This window comes from Paenibacillus cisolokensis (assembly GCF_050481165.1).
Taxonomy (GTDB): domain Bacteria; phylum Bacillota; class Bacilli; order Paenibacillales; family Paenibacillaceae; genus Paenibacillus_AH; species Paenibacillus_AH cisolokensis.
The window spans coordinates 53,887-75,529 of the sequence record NZ_JBCNFP010000140.1 but is presented as its reverse complement, the minus strand read 5'-3'; the positions used below and the strand labels follow the sequence as shown (position 1 = coordinate 75,529).

Sequence of the window (21,643 nt, the reverse complement as noted above, 5' to 3'; positions counted from 1 at the left end):
CCTTGGCGCTGTTGATCATGATTCTCCGCAAGATGGTCAAAAACAAATGGCTGGAGCTCAGCCTGCTGTTCGGCCTCGTTCTGACCGTCGCCCTGACCAGCAGCATGCCGATATACACGAACGCTATCCTGCATCGCATGCTGAGCCAGGAGCTCCGAAATTTGCAGACGGACAGCGGGCAGTATCCCGGCATCTATTGGCTGTCCGCAGGCACGCCGACGGATTCGGCGGGCGCGACGGACGGCGAGGCGGTCGCCGCATCGGGCAGCTCCGCATCCGGCACAGCCGGCAGCGAGGCCGCCCCGGGCGATTCGGCCTATGCGGCGACCGACCACTATCTGGAACAGAATCGGGACCGACTGTTCGGCGTGCCCGTCCAGCAATTCGTCCGCGAGCGCTCGACGGAAGTCTACAGCTTCCTGCCGTCCGACACGAAGCGGATGGACGTGGACAAAATCCGCTGGGCAAGCTTCACCGCGATCAGCGGCATGGAAGAGCATGTCCGGCTCGTGGATGGCAGGCTGCCGGGTGCCGAGCCCGAGGACGGCGTATATGAGGCGCTTGTCATGCCGAACGCGCTCTCCGAGATGGATCTGGTGCTCGGCACCGTCCTGACGATCCGGGACGACAATGCGAAAGAGGAGATCCGCGTCAAGCCGGTCGGCGTCGTCGAGCCGAAGGAAGGCTCCGACCTGTTCTGGTACAATTCCGCGGACAGCTACAAGACCACCTTTCTCATCGGGCTGGATCTGTTCGACCGCGATTTCGTATCGGACCGCAAATTGTCGGTCAAGGCGAGCTATTGGTACTTCGCTTTCGATTATACGAAGATGACGCTTGACTCCATGAAAGATTTTATTGCCGGCAACCGCGACATTACGGCGCATATGAACGAGCATTACGAGTCGCACTCCAAGAACGTTCCCGCGCTCCGGACGCTCGGCCAATATGAGCAGAAGGAAGAAAAGCTGCGGATTTTGCTGCTGTCGCTCAATGTGCCGGTCATGCTGATGCTGGGCTTTTACCTGTACATGGTGGCGAATTTGATCACGGACCGGCAGAAGACGGAAATCGCCGTCTTGCGCAGCCGGGGCGCCAGCCGTGCGCAAATTGTACTCGGGTATGCGATCGAAGGGATCGTTCTCGGCGCCGTCGCCTTTGTTGTCGGGCCGTACGTCGGCGTGTGGATCACGCAAATTTTGGGCGCTTCCAGCGGGTTTCTCGAATTCGTGCAGCGTGCCAAGCTGCATGCCGAAGTCGTTCCGGAAGCCTACCGGTACACCTTGATTGCCATCGCCGGCTCGCTCGCGATGACGCTGATCCCGGCGCTTGTCGCCACCCGCCACTCGATTGTGTCGCACAAGCAGCAGACGGCCAGAGTCAGAACGCAGACGTTTTGGCACAAATACTTTATCGATTTCATCCTGATCGCCGTTTCGTTATACGGGCTGCAAAGCTACGAAACGCGCATCAGCCGGCTGCTGTCGTTCGGCGTGTCGGCGACCGACCTGACGATCGACCCGTTGCTTTTTCTCATTCCGGCCTTTTTCGTACTCGGCTTGGGCCTCGCCATGCTGCGGCTTTATCCGCTGCTGATCCGGCTCATCTACGCCGCCGGCAAGAGGTGGTGGCCGCCGTCGCTGTTCTATACGCTGATTCAGGTCGGCCGGACGTCGGCTTCGTTCAAATTCATCATGGTGTTTCTGATTATTACGATCGCCTCCGGCATTTTCAACGCGAGCGCCAATCGGACGATCAACAAGAACGTGTCCGACCGGATCATGTACCAGAACGGTGCCGACATTACGCTCGAGGTGCGCTGGGAAAGCGACGCTCCGCCGATTCTGCTGACCGGGGTGGCGGGAGGCGATGAAGAATCGGAAGGGGCTGAAGGAGGCTCGGCCTCCGCCGCTCCCGTCAAAACGCAATACACCGAGCCGTCTTTCCTGCCGTTCACGCAGATGGAAGGGATCGAGCATGCGGCCAAAGTTTTCGTCAAAGAAGAAGCTTCCTATTACGCGCCGGCCGGCGAGCGCGAAGGCGGGGAGTCGCGGCTTCGGGAGCGGGATAAAGTGCGGCTGATGGGCATCGATACGTACGAGTTCGGCATGACCGCCTGGTTCAGGGATCGCCTGCTCGACTACCCATTCTACGAATATTTGAACCTGATCGCCTCCGAGCCTTCTTCCGTGCTCATCTCCCGGTCGATGGCGGAAGAGCACGGCGTCGGGGTCGGGGACGTCATCAAGCTTGGCTGGTACGGCGCGGAGACGGCCAATTTCATCGTATACGGCATCGTCGACTATTGGCCGTCCTGGGACGAGAAGAAGGGTGCCGTCGCTGCGTCCGAAGGAACCGAGAGCAACCGGCCCAATCTGGTCATCGGCAATTTGTCTTACATCCAGAGCAACGTCGCCCTCGAGCCTTATAAGGTGTGGCTGAAGGTGAAGCCGGACGTTTCCGGCGAAAGCGTGTACCGGGCGATCGAAGAGACCGGCTACGACATTCTTTCGCTGAATGATGCGAACCAGGAGCGGATCCGCGCGCTCAACGATCCGTTCCAACTGGCGATCAACGGCGTCATGACGCTCGATTTTCTCATCTCGATCGTCATCACGTTCCTCGGATTCCTGCTGTACTGGGTACTGTCACTCCAATCCCGCACGCTTCAATTCGGCATTTTGCGGGCAATGGGCATATCCCGCATCCAGCTTGTCGCCATGCTTGCGGTCGAGCAGTTGCTGATCTCGGGAGCGGCGATTGCGATCGGGATCTTGAACGGAAACGTCACCAGCCGTCTGTTCGTGCGGCTGTTCGAAATGTCGTTCGATCCGAACACGCTCGTGCTGCCGTTCGAAGCGGCGTTCGAGATGGTCGACCAGATCCGGTTGTTTGTGGTCGTCGCGGCGATGGTTGTCGTCGGCGTGGCGGTACTGGGCTGGATCGTCACCCGAGTTCGCATCCACCAGGCCGTCAAGCTGGGGGAGGATTGAGACATGATACGCTGCGACAATCTCGTCAAAATATACAAGCAGGCCGATTTGGAAGTCGTCGCCCTGCAAGGGCTCGATCTCCATGTGCGCGCCGGGGAGCTGATGGCGATCATCGGCAACAGCGGCAGCGGCAAATCGACGCTGCTCAACGTGCTCGGCGGCCTCGACCGGCCGACGGCGGGCCAAGTCACCGTCGACGGCATCGACCTGCTGCAGATTTCCGACGCCGATCTCGTCAAGTACAAGCGCGAGACGGTCGGCTTCGTCTGGCAGAACAACGCGCGGAACTTGATTCCGTATCTGACCGCCCAGGAGAACGTAGAGCTGCCGATTCTGCTGAAAGGTCGGCGCAAACGGGCGCGGGCGCTCGAGCTGCTGGAAGCGGTCGGGCTCCTCCACCGGCGGAAAAACCGGCTCAGCCAGCTGTCCGGCGGCGAGCAGCAGCGCGCCGCGATCGCCATCGCATTGGCCAACGAGCCGAAGGTGCTGCTCGCGGACGAACCGACCGGATCGGTCGATTCGGCGATGGCGAACCAGATTCTGGACCTGTTCCGCCATCTGTCCCACAGCCTCGGCCTGACGGTCGTCATCGTCACGCACGATCCGCTTCTGGCCCAAAAAGTGGACCGCGTCGTGGCGATCCGCGACGGCAAAACAAGCTCGGAGCTGATCCGGCGAAAGTCTTACGCGCAGGAGCTGCAGGAGCTGGCGGACGGGGCGGAACGCGGTGATCCGGATGAATCGCATATCGAGTACGCGGTGCTGGACCGGGCCGGACGGCTCCAGATTCCGTCCCACTGCCTCGAAGCGGTCGGGATGAAGAATCGGAACAAAATGCGCGTTGCGATCGAGGAGGGACGTATCGTCCTGACGCCGCCGGAGCCGCAGGACGACCGGGTGTCCTGACCCAGAGGAACCATACGATCATTCGAACGGAGGGAACGATTCAATGAAAAGATTCACAGTAACGCTTGCCGCCATCCTGCTCGCGACAGCGCTGGCCGCATGCTCGTCGCCGGCCTCGGAAGAAGGAGAAGATTCCGGGCCCAAGTCGGTCATCTACGTCGGAGGGGAAACGATCGGCGACCAGTTGACCGTCGCCCGCTTGAAGGAGCTCGGGTTCGAAGTGAGCGAGATGACGGACCGGGAGCTGTCGGACGAGAAAGCCAAAAACTATTCGCTCGTCTACATCAACTCCACGATCAGCAGCCCGGGCAATATCGGGACCAAATTGTATAACAATGCGGTGCCCGTCATCTATGCCGCGCCGAAAGTGCTGAGCTACAACGACATGGCGGGAACGGGCGAGAATACCGACTACGGCAAATTCATCGGGCGGACGGTGAACGTTACGAACGGCGAGCACCCGATCGCCGCGGGGCTCAGCGGCAATGTCGACGTGTACAAAAACGACGGCAGCATCCAGTTCATCGTACCGGGCGGCGATGCGACGATTATCGCCACGGCGGCGGACGACGAGAAGAAGGCGCTCATCACCGTGTACGAGAAGGGCGCGAAAAACATGATCGGCAACGAAGTGCCCGCTAGGCGCGTATTCTTCTATCTGGCGCCGGAGGATCTCATCTACCATACCGACGACGGCTGGAAGCTGTTCGACGCCGCCGTGAAATGGGCGGTCGGCGACCTGTAGGGCGGCAGCGGGCTATGAAGCATTAAACCTATAAAGCTGCATAGAAAGCCCCATATTTCGGTCCGTTCCCTATGATAGCTTAAAGATGCAAAACGCTTTCAAAAATACGAAAGGGAGGGCTATCACGTTTATGAAACGAATGTTCAAGACCGCGTTTCTCATCCTGGCAGCTCTGACGCTGCTCGTCGGCTGCACGGGCAACGGCGGCGATCCGCCGGATACCGGCGGCCAGACCGGCGATACCGGGGACAACGGCCAATCCGGCCAAACGAACGAAACGCCTCCGGCGAATGGCGGCGGATCAAGCGACGACAACACGCTGTTCTTCTACACCGCGCAAAACCCGGTCTACGAGGACGAGGCGAATTTCGAGCGGCTCATCGGCCAGTTCATCCGCAAGAAATTCCCGGACATCGAGCTGAAGCACGTCCACTGGAACGACGGCACAAGGTACGAGGATCTGATCGCCAAAGGAACGATCCCGGACATCGTATTCGAGCAAGTTCGCCGCAACACGGCCCGGATGATCAAAAAGTTCGAGATGGAATACGACATGTCGGATTTGATCAAGCAGTACAATTTCGACACGAGCAAGCTCGATCAGGCCAGCATGGAAGTGATCAAGGTCGCGTCCGACGGCAAATTGTATTCGCTTCCCTTCGAGCTGAGCGATTTCGTCCTGGTGTACAACAAGGATATCTTCGACAAATACGGCATCGATTACCCGAAAGACGGCATGACGTACGATCAAGCTTACGATCTGGCCGTCAAGCTGACCCGGCAGGACGGGGACATCACGTATAAAGGCTACCAGCAGCACCCGAGCCACTATATGATGTACAATCAGCTGTCGGAGCCGGCGCTCGATCCGAACGAGGACAAGGGCGCGCTCGACTCGGAGACATGGCTCAAGATCGTCAACAACATCCGGCGGTTCTACGAGATTCCCGGCAACCAGTTCACGACGACCGGCGATTTCCCGAAAGGTCAGATGGCGATGTCCGTCGACGTGCTGGAGAACGTGCTGAAGTGGTCGGTCGAATATCCCGATCTGAACTTCGACATGGCGTCGGTGCCCGTCTTTCCGGAGGCTGCCGGTGCGAAGTACCAGCCCAATCTGAACGGTCTGTTCATTACCAAGCAGTCGACCAAGAAGGAGCTTGCGTTCGAGGTCATCCAATACCTGCTGTCGGAAGAGGTGCAGATCGAGAGGGCCAAGGAAGCGATCATCGGTCCGCTCGATACCCCGGCGGTGCGCGAGGCGTTCGCGCAAAACATCCCGCAGATGAGCTCGAAGCATACGGACGCGCTGTTCGCGCTGAAGAGCGCCGTTCCGGCGCCGCGCAAACCGGGTCTGACGTTCATCAACCCGCCGATTGCGCAGGTGTTCCAGCCGAACATCTTCGAACAGTCCAAGGACAGCGCGACGGCGCTGCGGATCGTCAACGAAGCGATCAACAAGGCGCTCGCCGAAACGAAAGCGGCTATCGAAGCAGGCGGCGACGGCACCGTCTATCAATAACATCCTTGCGCAAGGCCTCTCCTTCATCGGGGAGGCCTTCCGCCGTCATTCGGGCGCGAAACGCCTATGCCGGGGGCGATCCGTGCCGCTTGGTCGGCTCGGCATTCGGGCGCCGATGGAGCAATATGCCTATAAAGCTGCCCAAAACGCCCCATTATGGCCGGTAATCCCTGTGTTAATTTAGATGATACATCGCTAACTTCGAACTCGCCCGAAACGACGTACCAGCCCAATGTGAACGGGTTGTTCATCACCAAGCAGTCCGCCAATAAAGAGCTCGCGTTCGAGGTCATCCAGTACCTGCTGTCGGAAGAGGTGCAGATCGAGAGGGCCAAGGATGGCGTATTGGGACCGCTCGATACTCCGGTGATTCGCGAAGCGTTCGCGCAAAACATTCCGCAGATGAGCTCGAAGCATACGGATGCGCTGTTCGCGCTGAAGCGAGCCCTTCCGGCGCCGCGCAAGCCGGGGCTCACGTTCATCAATCCGCCGGTCGCACAGGTGTTCCAGCCGAACATCTTCGACCAGTCCAAGGACAGCGCGACGGCGCTCCGAATCGTCAACGAAATGATTGACAAGCAGCTTGCGGAAACGAAGGCGGCTATTGAAACCGGAGGCGATGCGACCGCCTATCAATAATTACGCGCCAGGGCGCGAATCGCCTATGTCAGGGGCGGCACATGACGCCAATCGGCTCAGGCGGTGAAGCGCCCGTCCGCTTGCGCGCCGGATCCGTCGCACACCCGTCCGATCCGGCCCGACCCGGATAGCATGAATCACCTATAGAATAAGCTTTCACCGCCTATAATCGGCGAAATCGATCGCAGTATAATGAGGGCAACATCCCGGGGAAAGGAGCGTCAGCCATCGATGAAGGAGCAGCAATTGCAGGAGACGGAACGATGGGGAATGTTCGAGCTGTGCCTGGAAGGTCCGTCGGAAGGCAATCCGTACAAGGACGTCAGGCTGTCGGCCCGCTTTCGGCATCGCAACCGGGTCGTCGAACCGGAAGGGTTCTACGACGGCGGGGGCGTGTACCGCATCCGGTTCATGCCGGACGAAACCGGCATTTGGCGATACGAGACGTCGAGCAATGTCGCCGCGCTGGACGGGCATTGCGGGGAATTCCGCTGTACCCGACCCTCGCCCGGGAATCACGGCCCTGTGCGGGTCAAGGGGCGCCTGTTCGAGTATGAAGACGGCACGCCGTATATGCCGTTTGGCACGACCTGCTACCATTGGACCCATCACGGCGACGAGCGGAACGAGGAGTTGACGCTGCGCACGCTTCGGGATTCCCCGTTCAACAAAGTCCGGATGTGCATCCTGCCGACGCGCGACATGCGGCCCGCGCAGTTCGCCTTCGCCGGCACATGCCCGGAGGATGCGGACCGGACGCGCTTCAACCCGGCGTTTTTCGCCCATCTGGAGCGGAGGATCGCCGATTTGCAGCGGTTGTCCATCGAAGCCGATCTCATTCTGTTCCATCCGTACGACAAGGGGGTCTGGGGATTCGACGGCATGGACCGCGAGACCGATTGCTTTTACCTGCAATACGTTGTCGCCCGGCTGGCCGCATTCCGCAATGTCTGGTGGTCGCTATCGAACGAATACGATTTCAACAAAAATAAAACGGTGGAAGATTGGGACCGGCTCATCCAGTTCGTGCAGCGCAAAGACCCTTACCGGCATCTTCGCTCCATCCACAACGGCACGAAGATGTACGAATCGTCGTGGGTGTACGACTATTCCAAGCCGTGGATCACCCATCAAAGCATTCAGCACTGGGATCCCGAGCTGACGACGAAATGGCGAAACGCCGTTCCGAAGCCGGTCGTTATCGATGAAATATCCTACGAGGGCAACAGCTCGCGAAGATGGGGCAACATTTCCGGACAGGAGCTGGTTCATCGGTTCTGGGAGGCGATGGCGCGAGGCGGGTATGTGACGCACGGCGAATCGTTCGTCGACAAGGAGACGCGGGCATGGATTTCCTGCGGAGGCGCGCTGTACGGAGAAAGCGCCGTTCGCATCGCGTTTCTGCGCCGGATCATGGAAGAAGGGCCCGCCGACCTGACGGAAGCCGCCGAGGCCGGCGAATACTTCCTGCATTATGTGGGCCGCCGCCAGCCGACCTATTGCCAGCTGGAGCTTCCGGAGCGCCGGAGCTATGCGGTCGACGTGATCGATGCCTGGAACATGACTGTCGAACCGATGGCCGGAACGTACAGCGGCTCCAGCCGGATCGCGCTTCCGGGCCAGCCGTATATCGCCCTGCGCGTAAGACGAACGGCGGGCGGCGGTGAAAACGGAGGTGAAGCGGAATGACGAACAGCAGAGAGGTCGAGCGCTGGGGCGTATTCGAGCTGGCGCTCAGCGGCCCGGCCGGCGGCAATCCGTTCGAGGATGTGACGATCACGGCCAAATTTCGGCACGGAACGCGTCAATACGAAGCGGAAGGCTTCTATGACGGGGGCGGCCGCTACATCGTCCGGTTTATGCCCGACGCCGAAGGGGTATGGACGTATACGACGTCGAGCAACTGCCGGGAGATTGACCGGATCGTCGGCGAATTCCGCTGCCTGCCGCCATCTGCCGGCAACCGAGGCCCGGTCCGGGTCCACGACGAGACGCAATTCCGCTATGCGGACGGCAGCCGCTGCCGTCCTATCGGCACGGCCGCCTTCATGTGGCATCTTCAGGATGATGCCCGCCGGGAAGAGACGCTTCGTTCGCTGGCGTCGTCCCCATTCAACAAGCTTCGGATGTACCTGCTTCCGGCAAATTCTCCGGGCGGCGATCCGGAACTGTATCCGTTCGAGGGCTCTCCGGCAAGCGGATTCGACCTGTCGCGGCCCAATCCGACCTATTTCGCGCATGCGGAGCGTTGCGTGCGGCAATTGCTTACGCTCGGAATCGAAGCCGATCTGGTGCTGTTTCATCCGTTCGATGGGGGACGCTGGGGATTCGACCGGATGACCGGCGGACAGGAAGAACGCTATTTGCGCTACGCGATCGCCAGGTTCGCGGCATTTCGCAACGTCTGGTGGTCGCTCGCGGACGGCGGCTGGCTGATGGCCGGGAAAAAGCCGGAAGATTGGGACCGGCTGTTCCGCATCGTGCAGGAATGCGATTGCGGCTTCCATCTGTGTTCCATCCAGAGCGCGGGCGAGTTCGATTACGGCAGGCCTTGGGTAACGCATGTCAGTCTGCGGACGGAAGACGCGAAGGCGGTGTCGCGATTCGTCAGGGATTATGCGAAACCGGTCGTTCTCGACGATTTCGGATGCGAAGGGAACGACGCCGGAAGGTGGCATAGCCTGACGCCGGAAGACGCGCTGAACCGGGTATGGGAAGCGGCGTTTCGCGGCGGCTACGCGACGTACGGCGAGTCCTACCTTCGTCCGGACGGCACGTTCTGGCGGACGCACGGCGGAACGCTGCGCGGGGAGGCTGTTCCGCGCATCGAGTTTATGCGGGGCCTGCTCGACGAAGCGCCGGAATCGGTCAAATACTGCACCGCCCGCCACGACGCGTCGACGCTGGAGATCGCCGGTGAATATTACTTCCAATATTTCGGTCCGCACCGGTTCTCGTACCGCGATTTCGCCCTGCCCGAAGGGACGTACCGGGCGGATCTGATCGATACGTGGAATATGACGGTCGCCCCGCTTGGAGACCGGCTCAGTAGCGCTTTCCGGATCGACCTGCCGTCGGAGCTGTACTATGCCCTGCGGTTGGAACGGATCGCGGACGAACGAAACATCGAAACGGGAGAGTGAAGCAGCATTGAATCAGACAAGTGATGCCGCGGACAAAACGTGCAGACTCTGGTACGACAAGCCGGCCAAAACATGGAACGAAGCGCTGCCGATCGGCAACGGCCGGCTCGGGGCGATGATATTCGGCAAGGTTTATGCGGAAAGGCTGCAGCTTAACGAGGATTCCGTCTGGTACGGCAGCGTGAAAAACGGGGACAACCCCGAGGCGAAGCAGTACTTGCCGGAGATTCGCCGGCTACTCGGCGAGGGGCGGCAGCAGGAGGCGGAAGAGCTGGCCCAGATGGCGATGATGTCGGTGCCGAAATCGCTCAATCCGTACCAGCCGCTGGCCGATCTGAACTTTTACCATAACGGGGAAAAGGAAATGATCTCGGACTATTACCGGGACCTGAATATCGAGGAAGGAATCGCGCGCGTCTCTTACCGGTTGAACGGCATCCGGTACGAGCGGGAAATGTTCAGCAGCGCCGTCGACCAGGTCATCGTCATTCATATCCGCTGCGCGGCTCCGGGCAAATTGAATCTGCGCTTCCACCTGAGCCGGCGGCCGTTCGATCCCGGGACGTCGGCGCCGTCGTCCGACATGTTGCTGATGAACGGGGAGTGCGGGCGCGGCGGCATTCAGTTCTCCACGGCGCTCAAGGCGGTCGCGACCGAAGGGACAGTCCAGACGGTCGGCGATTTCCTGCTCGTTCGCCATGCGACGGAGGCGACGCTGTACCTGGCGTCGGCAACGACGTTCCGCCACGACGATCCCGAGTCGGTGGCGGTCCGGCAGGCAGAGGAGGCGTCTCACAAAACGTACGTCAAGGTGAAGCGGGACCATGTGAAAGAGCATCTCTCCCTGTTCCGGAGAGTCCGGCTCGATCTCGATCCCGCGGACCGCGGCGGCAAGCTGCGGGAGCTCCCGACCAATATGCGGCTGGAGAAGTTCCGCGACGGCGAGGAGGATCTTTCGCTGATTGCGCTTTATTACCAGTTCGGACGTTACTTGCTCATGTCCAGCTCGCGCGCCGGCAGCAACCCCGCGAATTTGCAGGGAATATGGAACGAAAGCTATACGCCGTCCTGGGAGTCGAAGTACACGCTCAACATCAATACGGAGATGAATTACTGGCCGGCCGAATCGTGCAATCTGCCGGAATGCCACGAGCCGCTGTTCGCCCTGATCGAGCGGATGCGCGTGAACGGCAGGAAGACGGCGCGTGACGTATACGGCTGCAAAGGCTTCGTGGCGCACCACAATACGGACATCTGGGGATCGACCCAGATTGAGGGCAACCATATGCCAGGCTCGATCTGGCCGCTCGGCGCTGCCTGGCTCGCGCTCCATATGTGGGAGCATTACCGTTTCGGCCTGGACGAAGCGTTCCTGCGCGACAGGGCGTTTCCGGTTATGCGGGAGGCGGCGGAGTTTTTCCTCGACTACTTGACTGAAGACGGTGAGGGGCGGCTCGTCACCGGACCTTCCACTTCGCCGGAGAACCAGTTCATCCGCCCCAACGGCGCGGTCGGCTCGCTCTGCATGGGACCGGCGATGGATACGCAGATCATCCGCACGCTGCTGGCCGCCTGCCTGAAAGCGGCCGAGGTCGTGCCGACCGAACCGGAGCTTTGCGACCGGTGGAAAGCCATTCTCGACCGGCTTCCGCTGCCGCAGATCGGCAAGCACGGACAACTGCAGGAATGGCTTGAAGACTGGGAAGAGGCGAAGGCCGGCCACCGGCACATCTCCCATCTGTTCGCCCTGTATCCCGGGGAGCTGATCCATCCCCGGTATACGCCGGAGCTGGCGGCGGCTGCGGAGCGGACGCTGGAGCGTCGACTTGCCAAAGGCGGCGGGAGCACCGGCTGGAGCCGGGCGTGGATCGTCAATTTTTACGCGCGGCTTGAACAGGCGGGGAAGGCGTACGAGCACCTGCGCATGCTCATCTCCCATTCGACGCTGCCGAATATGTTCGACAACCATCCGCCGTTTCAGATCGACGGCAATTTCGGCGGAACGGCAGGCATCGCCGAGATGCTGCTGCAGTCACACGCGGGCGAGCTGAACCTGCTGCCGGCGCTGCCGGCCGCATGGCGCAGCGGCAGCGTGTGGGGCCTGAGGGCGCGCGGCGGCTATACCGTCGATCTGGAGTGGGAGGACGGCATGCTCGCGGGCTGCCGGATTTACGCGGCGAAGAGCGGGACGTGCCGCGTCGTCTGCATGAGGCCGGGGAAGCCGCTCGACATCGAATCGGGTAGCGAGGCGGTCGAACGGAAGTCGGACGGCGTCGTGACGGAGTTCCTTGCCGAAGCGGGCAGGACGTATACCCTCGTGCCGGAACGCCTCGGACGCCGTCCCGCGGAAACTGCACTGGGCGGCTAGAATCGCCGCCATTCTCGCCCGGCCGGCCGGCGGCCGGCTCGGGCTAACAGGAGTGAAGAGAGGATGCAATGGATACAGCCCGAAGATTATTTGCCGCGGAAGTGGCGGGCGGACGACCCCGGGAACTGGGGCATCGGCCTGATCGGCTGCGGCAGCATCGCGAATACGGCGCATCTGCCGGCCTACCGCAAATACGGGATGCGCGTCGTCGCCTGCTGCGACATCAATGCCGAGGCCGCGCGCGCGACCGCTGAAGCGTTCGATATCCCGTTCTGGACGACCGATCCGAACGAGCTGCTGCAGCTTGACGAGGTTCGGGTGATCGACATGGCGATCCATCCGGAAGCGAGGCTTGAGGTGCTGCGGACGATCGGCAAGGCGCCGCGTCCGGTGCTGTGCCAGAAGCCGCTGGCGGCGAGTCTGGACCAGGCCGTCCGCCTGGCGGACGAGGCGAGCCGGCTCGGCATCGTGCTGGGCGTCAACCAGCAGGCGCGGTGGGCGCCGGCGCACAAGGCGCTCAAGCTGGCGCTCGAGCAGGATCTGATCGGAGACGTTTATTATATTCAACATCTGATGCGCGCCTACCAGGATCAGGCCGGCCGCTGGTGGACGAAGATGGCCGATTTCAACATCGTCGACCACGGCGTCCACTACGCGGACTTGTGCCGGCATTTCAGTCCCGGCGGCAGGCCCTGGTCCCGCGTGCACTGCACAACCGCCATGGTGCCGAATCAGAACGCGGTCGATCCGATGGTGTATTCGGCCAATATCGAGTTCGGCCCGACCGGCGGCCGCGAGCCGCTGATGGCGTCGCTGCAGTTCAACAACATCGTCAAGGCGAGCCGCACCCACAGCTATGTCTGGTGGATCGACGGTACGGAAGGAAGCCTGTCCTGCACGCACGACACGCTCTCGATCGCTTTGACCAAGCATCGCAATACCGTGCACGAAATCAAGCTCAAGGGCTCCTGGTTCCCCGATGCATTCGCCGGCTCGATGCAGGCGTTCATCGAGGCCGTCCGGGAAGGGGAGCGGCCGCCCGTCCCGCCGGAGGACAATCTGGAGACGGTCGCGCTGACGACCGCGATGGCCCTGGCGAGCCGCGAGGGGACAACCGTGGATAAAGAGCGGCTGCTGAAAGGGGCGGGCGCCAGGTGAATCCGCTCGGATTTATGAGCTACGTCTACGACGGGCACACTGCCGATGCGATGGCCGAATCGGCCCGCGCCGCCGGCTTCTCATTCGTCCAGCTCGACCCCCGGCAGCCGCTCGGGATTATGGACGACGAGCCGCTTTCGCCTGCTCGTGCCGAGAAAGTTCGCGCCGCATTCGAAAGGTGCGGCATCGAGGTCGTCGCGCTGTCCGGCTATACGAATCTCGTCCACCCGGACCCGGACAAGCGAACGCGGAAGCTCGAGCAGTTCGAGCGGATGATCGATCTGTGCGAGGCGTACGGGACGCGCTGGATCGCAACGGAAACGGGAAGCCTCCATCCGACGAATTCATGGCGCGACTGCGAGGACAACCGCACGGACGCCGCGTGGGAAGATTTGCTCGCGGCCGTCGACCGGCTGCGGAGCCGGGCGGCGAAGCGTGGCGCGGGTTTGTTGCTTGAAGGTTTCGTGAACAACGTGCTGGCGGAACCCGATCAGGCGATCCGGCTGGTCGAGGCGCTCGGATCGGAAGGAATCGCCTTCGTCATGGATCCATTCAATTATTTGAAGCCGGGCGATATGGAGCGCCAGCCCGAAGCATTCGCGCATATCTTCGACTGCATCGGGCCGCGCTCGCCGGTCGCCCACGCCAAGGACACCGTCTATGGAGAACGGGGGATCGTGACGCCGCGGGCGGGTGCGGGAGACGCCGACTGGGCTTTGTACGCTTCCATGCTCGCCGGCCGATTACCGGATGTTCCGCTCGTGCTGGAGCATGCCAAAGCCGGCGAGGTCGGCGAATGCCTGGCCTATATCCGCAACGCTTTCGAGTCGGCCTCCCCCATGCCGGACTGACGACCTATCATTTGCGAGGAGGATATCCAGTTGAAGCTTCACCACCATCCGGACCCGTTCGCCGAAATCGCCTCCCGCGAACATCCGGCAAGCGGGACAACGCTGGCGGAAATTCCGCCGCCATGCCATGAAACGATCTATTTTTCGCCCGGCGCGGAGGCGGCGGACAGACCGGGGACGATCGGCTACGAGGAGGAGCTCGCCCGATTCCGCGTGCAATTAGAGGAGCTTCGCGCCCGTTATGCCCCGTTTCTCCGCGATTTGACGCCCGTTTCCGGCATCCGCCGAAACCGGCGGGACATCGATCAGTTCCAGTTCCGCTACCGGATGCCGGAAGACCGCGATTTCCGCCGCGTTCTGGCGGGAGAAGGCGATTGGGAACGGGTGAGCATTCCGGATTTTCGGGGTCCGACCGACGAAAGAGGACGCTGGACCGGCTATTACCGCACCGTTTTCGCTTTTGCGCCTTCCGATCCGGACCTTCGCGTCTATCTGGCTTTCGAAGGCGTCGACTACAAGGCGACCGTCTATTTGAACGGACAATGTCTCGGGAGTCACGAAGGGTTTTTCGCTCCCTTCGATTTCGACGTCACGGACCTGCTCCGGGAACAAAATACGCTCGTCGTCGAGGTGCGGAACGATTACCCGATGATGGGCGTCGCCGGTACGGCGCTCGACGGGGACAAAATGTACGCCGCAACCGGTCCGGGATGGGACGATCCGTACAGCGGATGGCATCATTGCCCTCCCGGTGCGGGCATTTACAACAGCGTGTATTTGGAGGAGCGGCCCAAGCTCTTCGTCCGCGACATCTTCGTCCGGCCGAACATCGACGAAGGCTTCGCGGAGGTGTGGGTCGACGCGGTGAACGCGACGGACGGCCTGATCGAGGACGCGGAGCTGACCGTCAACCTCCTGCCGAAAAACTTCGAAGGAGCGGCCGCCGCTTCCTTCGCGTGCGAGGTGCCGTACGCCGGTCCCGGTATGAACTATTTCCGCTACCGTATCGACATACCGTCATTCCGGCTGTGGGAGCCGGATACGCCCTGGCTGTATACCGCCAGGGTCCGTCTGAAGCACGGAAGCCAGACGGACGAGCGCGACCGCCATTTCGGCATGCGGAAGTTCCATATGGATGAGGAGGGAAAGCCGAAGGGATCGCTGTATCTGAACAACCGGCCAATCGTCCTGCGCGGCGCCAATGAGATGGGCCACCTGCAGCAGTGCGTCATGCGCCGCGACTACGCGCAGCTCATCGACGACATCCTGATCGCCAAGCTCGCGAACATGAACTTTTACCGGATCACGCAGCGGCCCGTGCAGGAAGAAATATACGATTACTTCGATATGCTGGGCATGATGCATCAATGCGATCTTCCGGCATTCGGCTTCATCCGCCGCAATCAGTTCTGCGAAGCGGTGCGGCAGTCGGCGGAGATGGAACGGCTGATCCGCAGCCATCCGTCGTCCGTCGTCGTCTCGCTTATCAATGAGCCGTCCCGCACCGAGAAGCGGAAGAAAGGCCACCGCCATCTGCATCGGGACGAGCTGGAGGCGTTCTTCACCGCGGCCCGGGCGGCCATATACGTCGAAAATCCCGACCGCGTCGTCAAGAACACGGACGGCGATTACAATCCGCCGACGCGGGAAGGGCTGCCCGATTTCCATTGCTACAACATGTGGTATACCGACAACACGTTGAGCGTCGGCAAAATGCTCAAAGGGTATTTGCCGCCGGTCAAGGCGGGCTGGAAGGCGGGCTGCGGGGAATACGGGGCAGAAGGCCTCGACAACCCGGACCTTATGATAAGCCGGTATCCGAAGGAATGGCTGCCGCAAGACCCGCTAGGGCCGTGGATGCCGGACCGGATCGTCAAGGCGCAGACGTACCCTCTGCACGGGGACTGGTACCCGGAGCAGGAGACGCTCGCGGATTGGGTCGCGGCCAGCCAGCGGCATCAGAGCCTGGCGACCCGGTGGATGACCGACGCCTGGCGCCGAAGGGCGGATTATATCGTGTCGACCGCGATTCATCTGCTGATCGACGCCTGGCCTTCCGGCTGGATGAAAGCGCTCGTGGGCGCGGACCGGATTCCGAAGCCGGCTTACTTCACGTACCGTTCCTGCCTGGAACCGGTGCGCGTCCATCTGCGGACGGACCGGTGGCGCGCGTACGGCGGCGAGCGGCTGGAAGTGGAAGCGTGGTTGCTTAACGACACGCCGGAAACGCTGGACGACTGCCGCATCGTCGCCACGCTGCGGGACGACGAGCGCGATTACGCGCACTACAGCCTGATGCGGTGCGCCGTATCTCCCGCGTCCTCGCGCTACGCCGGGACGATTCCTCTCGACGTGCCGCGGACGGCGGAGAGGCGGCGGCTGTATGTGGACGCCTGCCTGGTGGATCGGACGGGTACGGTCGTCAACCGCGAACGGCTCGAGCTGGACGCGTTCCCCGAGCTGCCGAAGCCCCGGGCGGAAGCCGCCTATGCGGGCGACGCAGCCCGGCGGCTGTGCGAGCGGCTGGGGCTCCGCGCCCGGCCGCTCGGATCGGATGCTGGCGAAGGAGGGGACGGCCCCGTCGTCGTGTCGTCCGGCGAGACGTTCGCCGCTTTCCGGCCGGCCATACTGGAGCGGGCCCGGCAAGGCGCGCCGGTGCTCCTCGTTCGCGGAGCCGGCGAGCGGGACGAGTGGGACTTCGTCAGGTCGTCCGTCGCTACGGTCAAGCTGAAGACGAGGTATTTCGCGGCGGTGAAGGCGGGAGTTCCCGGTCTGCAATGGATGAAGCAAGACGATCTGTCGTACTTCTACAACGAAGATCTCGACCGTGTCGACGGCGTCGTCGATTGCCATCTGGAAGGGGAAGACCTCGAGACGATCGCCTTCGCTTACCAATACAGCCGCTCGCGCGGCGAGAAGCTGAAGCTTCCCGTCGTCGCCGCCAGACGGTTCGGGAAGAGCGCGCTCTATTTCGTCGCTCTTCCGCTGGACGGACGGATCGGCTGCAATCCGGCGCTGGACCGGCTGCTCGTCTCGCTCATGACGCGGGATCGGGAAGGTCGGGAATCATGAGCGGCATGAAAAAGTGGCCGGAGAACGTTGCGCCGTTCGATGGCGCACCGGGCGAGATGCTGACGCGTTGGACGTACGAGGCGGCGATGCGGGCGGCCAGCGAAGGGCAGCGGGCACGGGCGGCCCTGCGGCGGGCGGAAGACGTCGTCCGCCGCCAGCGGGCGATCCGGGAAGGCCTCGAGCGGTGCATCGGCGGCCTGCCGGCCGGGACGTCGCCGCTTCCGTCGCGCGTCGCCGGATGGGTGAACGCGGACGGATTCCGCGTCGAGAACGTCATCTACGAGCCGCGGCCAGGGGTGCATGTGCCCGCCAACGTCTACGTTCCGGACGGCGTCCGCTCGCCGTCCGGCGCGGTGCTGCTGCTGTGCGGCCACCGCGAGAAGGCGAAGCGCTGCGACGAATATCAGATGGCTTGCCAGTATCTCGTCCGCGAAGGACTCGTCGTCATGGTGATCGATCCGATCGGACAGGGCGAACGGTTCAGCGCGTACGACCGGGAAACGATGCAGCCGGCCTTGAACAGCGTGCAGGATCACGAGAACGCCGGCCGGCGCTGCCTGCCGCTCGGCGACAGCCTGGCGCGCTACATGCTGCACGATGCCGTCCGGGCGGTCGACTACTTGAGCGCGAGGCCGGAGGTCGACCCGCGGCGGATCGGGGCGATCGGCCATTCCGGCGGCGGCATGCAGACGGCGCTCCTGATGATGTACGACAGCCGGATCGCTGCCGCCGCCCCGGCGGGCTTCATTACGACACGCCCGCATTTTATCGGTACCGGCAAGACGCAGGACGCGGAGCAGAAGTGGCCGGGCTTCTCGGCGCTCGGCTTTGACCACGAAGACATCTTGCTGGCGATGGCCCCGCGTCCGGTGCTCGTGCTGGCGACGACCGGCGATTCCGTGCCGGTCGCGGGAACGCGCCAAGCGGTGGAGTCGTGCCGCAGGTTCTGGGAACTGATGGGCGGCGGCGGCCGGCTCGAGCTGTTCGAGGACGAAGGACGGCACCGCTTTACTGAGCCGCTGATGCGGGCGGCCGCCCGTTTCTTCGCGGAGCATCTGCTGGAGGCCCCGGTCCGCCGGCCGGAAGAGCCGCAGCGCGTCGCGGCGCCGTCGGACGCGCCGCCGGTTGCGCCGTTGCCGCCGGAGAAGCTGCTCTGCACCCGCGGCGGGCAGATCTTGGGGGAAGTCGAGGGCGCGCGCAGCATCTACGACGAGATCGGCATCCGGCTGTCTGAGACGGAAGCGGAAAGATTGGCGATTACGGAGCCCGAGCGGAAGATGCGGGCGCTCGAATGGCTGTCCGTCGCCGTCCGCCGGAACCGGCAGCCCGCCGATCCGGATGCGCGCGTCGTCGAAGTCGGGGACTGGGACGGGTGGAAGACGTCCCGGATGATCTGGCGGACCCGGCCCGGTCTCGCCGCACATGCTCTGCTGCTCCGGGACGCCAGGTACGCCGGGTGTCCACTGCCGATCACGATCGCGGTCTGGGACGGGGGGACGGAGCGGCTGGCCCCGCACGCCGACTGGATCGCGGAGACGTGTTCGTCCGGCCGGGCGGCATGGGTGCTCGATCCGGCCGGTGTCGGTGCCCTCCTGCCGTACGCGGGCGGGCCGGACAACGACCCGTACCGGCTGTTCGGCGCGCTCGACCGGCTGACGGACGAGCTGATGTGGCTCGGCGACAGCATGGCCGCCTTGCGCGTCCACGACGTGCTACAGGCGATTGCGCTGGCGCTTGCGAAGACGGACGACGTCGAATTGTTCGGGGACGGCCGATACGCCGTCTACGCCGGATGGGCGGCCTTGCTCGAGACGAGAATCCGGCGAGTCCGGATGAAGAACCGCCCGATCGCCAGCCTGGCCGGTTGGATCTCAAGTCCGGTCGGCATTCGGGAGCAGGCCGATACGCTCAGCTTCATCCTGCCCGGCATGCTCCGTTATTTCGACTTGCCCGATATGGACCGGTGGCTTGCGGAAGAAGGCCGCCTGATTCGCTGAATGAAGGAGAGAGTCGCATGAAGCTGATGCAAGGGGTCATACCGGTATTGCTGACGCCCTTTACCAAGACGGAAGACGTGAACGAGCCTGCGCTGCGGGCGTCGGTTCGCCGTCTCATCGCCGCCGGCGCCCACGGACTGTTCGGGCTCGGCACGAACGGGGAATTTTTCTCCCTGTCGGCGGACGAGAAAGTCCGGATCATGGAAATCGTCGTGGACGAAGCGAAGGGGAAGGTGCCGGTATACGCAGGCACGGGCGGCGGCAGCACGCGCGAAGTCGCGGAGCTGTCCGCGAAGATGGAGGCGATCGGGGTGGACGCGCTGTCGGTTATCACCCCGTATTTTTTGCCGTTCACCCAGCGGGAGCTGGCCGCTCACTACCGGAGCGTCGCCGCATCCGTCTCGCTGCCGATCGTGCTGTACAACTTTCCGGCGCGAACCGGCGTCCGGCTTGAGCCGGAGACGGTGGCGGAACTCGCGCGCATTCCGAATATCGCCGGAATCAAGGACAGCAGCGGGAGCATGGAGACGATCCGGCAGTATATCGCCGCGGGCGGACCCGATTTCGCTGTTCTGGCCGGCTCGGATGCGCTGCTGCTGGAGACTTTGGAAGCGGGAGGTACGGGCGGCGTCAGCGGCTCGGCGAACGTGGTGCCGGAGCTGATGATCTCGATCTATACGCACTGGAAGAGCGGGGAGCGCGAGGCGGCCGCGAAGGCCCAGTCGCTGCTCGCGCCGCTGACCGAGGTGTACCGGAAGGCGACGCTGCCGTCGGTGTTCAAGGAAGCGCTGAATCGGATCGGTCTGGAAGCGGGCCCGTGCCGGATGCCGATCGCTCCGCTGCCGCCGGACGTGTCGGAAGAGCTGGACGGCGTGCTCGGCTATTACCGGGAGCGGGGCTATATTCATGACAAGGAAACGGAGGAGAGCGAGGCATGAACGACGACATCGCGGTGACGACGGGGGACAGCAGCTGGTTCACGAACGACCGTTTCGGCCTGTTCATTCATTGGGGACTGTACGCGATGGGCGCGAGGCACGAGTGGCTGCAGTCCCGCGAGCGGATGAGCCCGGAGCGGTACGCCAAATACTTCAGGCGGTTCGATCCCGATCTGTATGATCCCCGGCTGTGGGCGAAGCTCGCCGCGGACGCCGGGATGAAATATATGGTCGTGACGACGAAGCACCACGAAGGCTTCTGCCTGTGGGACAGCGAGCTGACCGATTATAAGGCGACCCGCACGCCGGCCGGCCGGGATCTCCTGGCGCCGATGGTCGACGCGTTCCGCGAGCGGGACATGCGGATCGGGTTTTACTATTCGCTCATCGACTGGCATCATCCGCATTACACGATCGATCCGAAGCATCCGCTGCGGTTCGATCCGCAGTTCGCGGAGGAGAGCAAGAAGCGGGATTTCGCCCGGTACCGCGAATATTTGCACGGTCAGACGAGAGAGCTGCTGACCCGCTTCGGCCCCATCGATCTGATGTTCTTCGATTTCTCCTTTCCGGAGGAGAACGGGCTGCCGGGGAAAGGGAAGGACGATTGGGGGAGCGAGGAGCTCGTCCGCACGATCCGTTCGCTGCAGCCGCGCATCCTGCTCAACGACCGCCTGCAGGTCGGGGGCGACATCACGACGCCCGAGCAGTACATGCCGAAGGAATGGGTCCGCGTCGGGGGACGCCGCGTCGTCTGGGAAACGTGCCATACGTTCAGCGGCTCCTGGGGGTATTATCGCGACGAGGAATCGTGGAAGAGCGTGGAGACGCTCGTCAAAATGCTGATCGATACGGTCAGCAAAGGCGGCAATCTGCTGCTCAACGTCGGGCCGAACGCCCGCGGCGAGCTGGACCCTCGCGCCGTCGAGCGGCTTGAGGGGATCGGCCGGTGGATGAGGCTGCATAGCCGCTCCATCTACGGCTGCACCGCCGCTCCGGATTCGTTCCCGGCCCCGGCGGACTGCCGGCTGACGTACAATCCCGCCACGAACCGGATGTACGTGCACGTCTTCAGCTGGCCGTTCAAAAACATTCATCTGCAGGGCTTCGCCGGCAAGGTGGAATACGCCCAGCTCCTGAACGACGGATCGGAGATCAAGTTCAAGGAAGGCGCGTCGGAGAGCAGCATGGCGGACGGCGCGTACCGTGAAGGGCGGGATGCTTCGACGCTGACGCTGTCGCTGCCCGTCAAGAAGCCCGATGCGGTCGTCCCGGTGATCGAGCTGTTTTTGAAATCGGAGGTATGAGTTT

The 21,643-nt window shown here is 62.6% G+C and carries 14 protein-coding genes; all 14 read left to right on the top strand.

The features are described 5' to 3' along the window. Window positions 1-2: 2 nt before the first annotated feature. The 14 genes from ABEV74_RS20195 to ABEV74_RS20130 all read left to right on the top strand — a co-directional run bounded on the left by ABEV74_RS20195 (window position 3) and on the right by ABEV74_RS20130 (window position 21,639). Window positions 3-2,993: an ABC transporter permease gene (locus tag ABEV74_RS20195; RefSeq protein WP_430148957.1), complete on the top strand. Its 2,991-nt coding sequence runs from the start codon at window positions 3-5 to the stop codon at window positions 2,991-2,993. 3 nt (window positions 2,994-2,996) lie between these two features. Continuing rightward, window positions 2,997-3,899 (top strand): ABC transporter ATP-binding protein, encoded by a 903-nt coding sequence (locus tag ABEV74_RS20190; RefSeq protein WP_430148955.1) that lies wholly within the window; start codon window positions 2,997-2,999, stop codon window positions 3,897-3,899. Between the two features lie 43 nt (window positions 3,900-3,942). Further along, window positions 3,943-4,644 carry a hypothetical protein gene (locus tag ABEV74_RS20185; protein ID WP_430148953.1) on the top strand — a complete coding sequence of 234 codons (702 nt, stop codon included), beginning with the start codon at window positions 3,943-3,945 and terminating at the stop codon, window positions 4,642-4,644. A gap of 130 nt (window positions 4,645-4,774) precedes the next feature. Continuing rightward, window positions 4,775-6,166: an ABC transporter substrate-binding protein gene (locus ABEV74_RS20180; protein ID WP_430148951.1), complete on the top strand. Its 1,392-nt coding sequence runs from the start codon at window positions 4,775-4,777 to the stop codon at window positions 6,164-6,166. Between the two features lie 234 nt (window positions 6,167-6,400). Beyond that, window positions 6,401-6,805 (top strand): hypothetical protein, encoded by a 405-nt coding sequence (locus ABEV74_RS20175; RefSeq protein ID WP_430148949.1) that lies wholly within the window; start codon window positions 6,401-6,403, stop codon window positions 6,803-6,805. A 231-nt stretch (window positions 6,806-7,036) separates the two neighbouring features. Further along, window positions 7,037-8,494 carry a DUF5060 domain-containing protein gene (locus tag ABEV74_RS20170; RefSeq protein WP_430148947.1) on the top strand — a complete coding sequence of 486 codons (1,458 nt, stop codon included), beginning with the start codon at window positions 7,037-7,039 and terminating at the stop codon, window positions 8,492-8,494. Next, entirely contained in the window at window positions 8,491-9,948 is a 1,458-nt protein-coding gene (locus tag ABEV74_RS20165; protein WP_430148945.1) for a DUF5060 domain-containing protein, read from the top strand. The genes ABEV74_RS20170 and ABEV74_RS20165 overlap by 4 nt, the downstream gene beginning before the upstream one ends. 7 nt (window positions 9,949-9,955) lie before the next feature. Beyond that, window positions 9,956-12,316 (top strand): glycoside hydrolase family 95 protein, encoded by a 2,361-nt coding sequence (locus ABEV74_RS20160; RefSeq protein ID WP_430148943.1) that lies wholly within the window; start codon window positions 9,956-9,958, stop codon window positions 12,314-12,316. A gap of 63 nt (window positions 12,317-12,379) precedes the next feature. Continuing rightward, window positions 12,380-13,474, top strand: a complete 1,095-nt coding sequence (locus ABEV74_RS20155; protein WP_430148941.1) for a Gfo/Idh/MocA family protein — start codon at window positions 12,380-12,382, stop codon at window positions 13,472-13,474. Further along, entirely contained in the window at window positions 13,471-14,325 is an 855-nt protein-coding gene (locus ABEV74_RS20150) for a sugar phosphate isomerase/epimerase family protein (RefSeq protein ID WP_430148939.1), read from the top strand. Before ABEV74_RS20155 ends, ABEV74_RS20150 begins: the two co-directional genes overlap by 4 nt. 30 nt (window positions 14,326-14,355) lie before the next feature. Continuing rightward, window positions 14,356-17,397 (top strand): glycoside hydrolase family 2 protein, encoded by a 3,042-nt coding sequence (locus ABEV74_RS20145; RefSeq protein WP_430148936.1) that lies wholly within the window; start codon window positions 14,356-14,358, stop codon window positions 17,395-17,397. Then, window positions 17,394-19,394: an alpha/beta hydrolase family protein gene (locus ABEV74_RS20140; protein WP_430148933.1), complete on the top strand. Its 2,001-nt coding sequence runs from the start codon at window positions 17,394-17,396 to the stop codon at window positions 19,392-19,394. The genes ABEV74_RS20145 and ABEV74_RS20140 overlap by 4 nt, the downstream gene beginning before the upstream one ends. 17 nt (window positions 19,395-19,411) lie before the next feature. Next, the gene (gene dapA, locus ABEV74_RS20135) at window positions 19,412-20,332 is read left to right on the top strand and encodes a 4-hydroxy-tetrahydrodipicolinate synthase (protein ID WP_430148931.1); all 921 of its coding nucleotides are present in this window, start codon (window positions 19,412-19,414) and stop codon (window positions 20,330-20,332) included. Further along, window positions 20,329-21,639 carry an alpha-L-fucosidase gene (locus ABEV74_RS20130; protein WP_430148929.1) on the top strand — a complete coding sequence of 437 codons (1,311 nt, stop codon included), beginning with the start codon at window positions 20,329-20,331 and terminating at the stop codon, window positions 21,637-21,639. Before dapA ends, ABEV74_RS20130 begins: the two co-directional genes overlap by 4 nt. Window positions 21,640-21,643 lie beyond the last annotated feature (4 nt).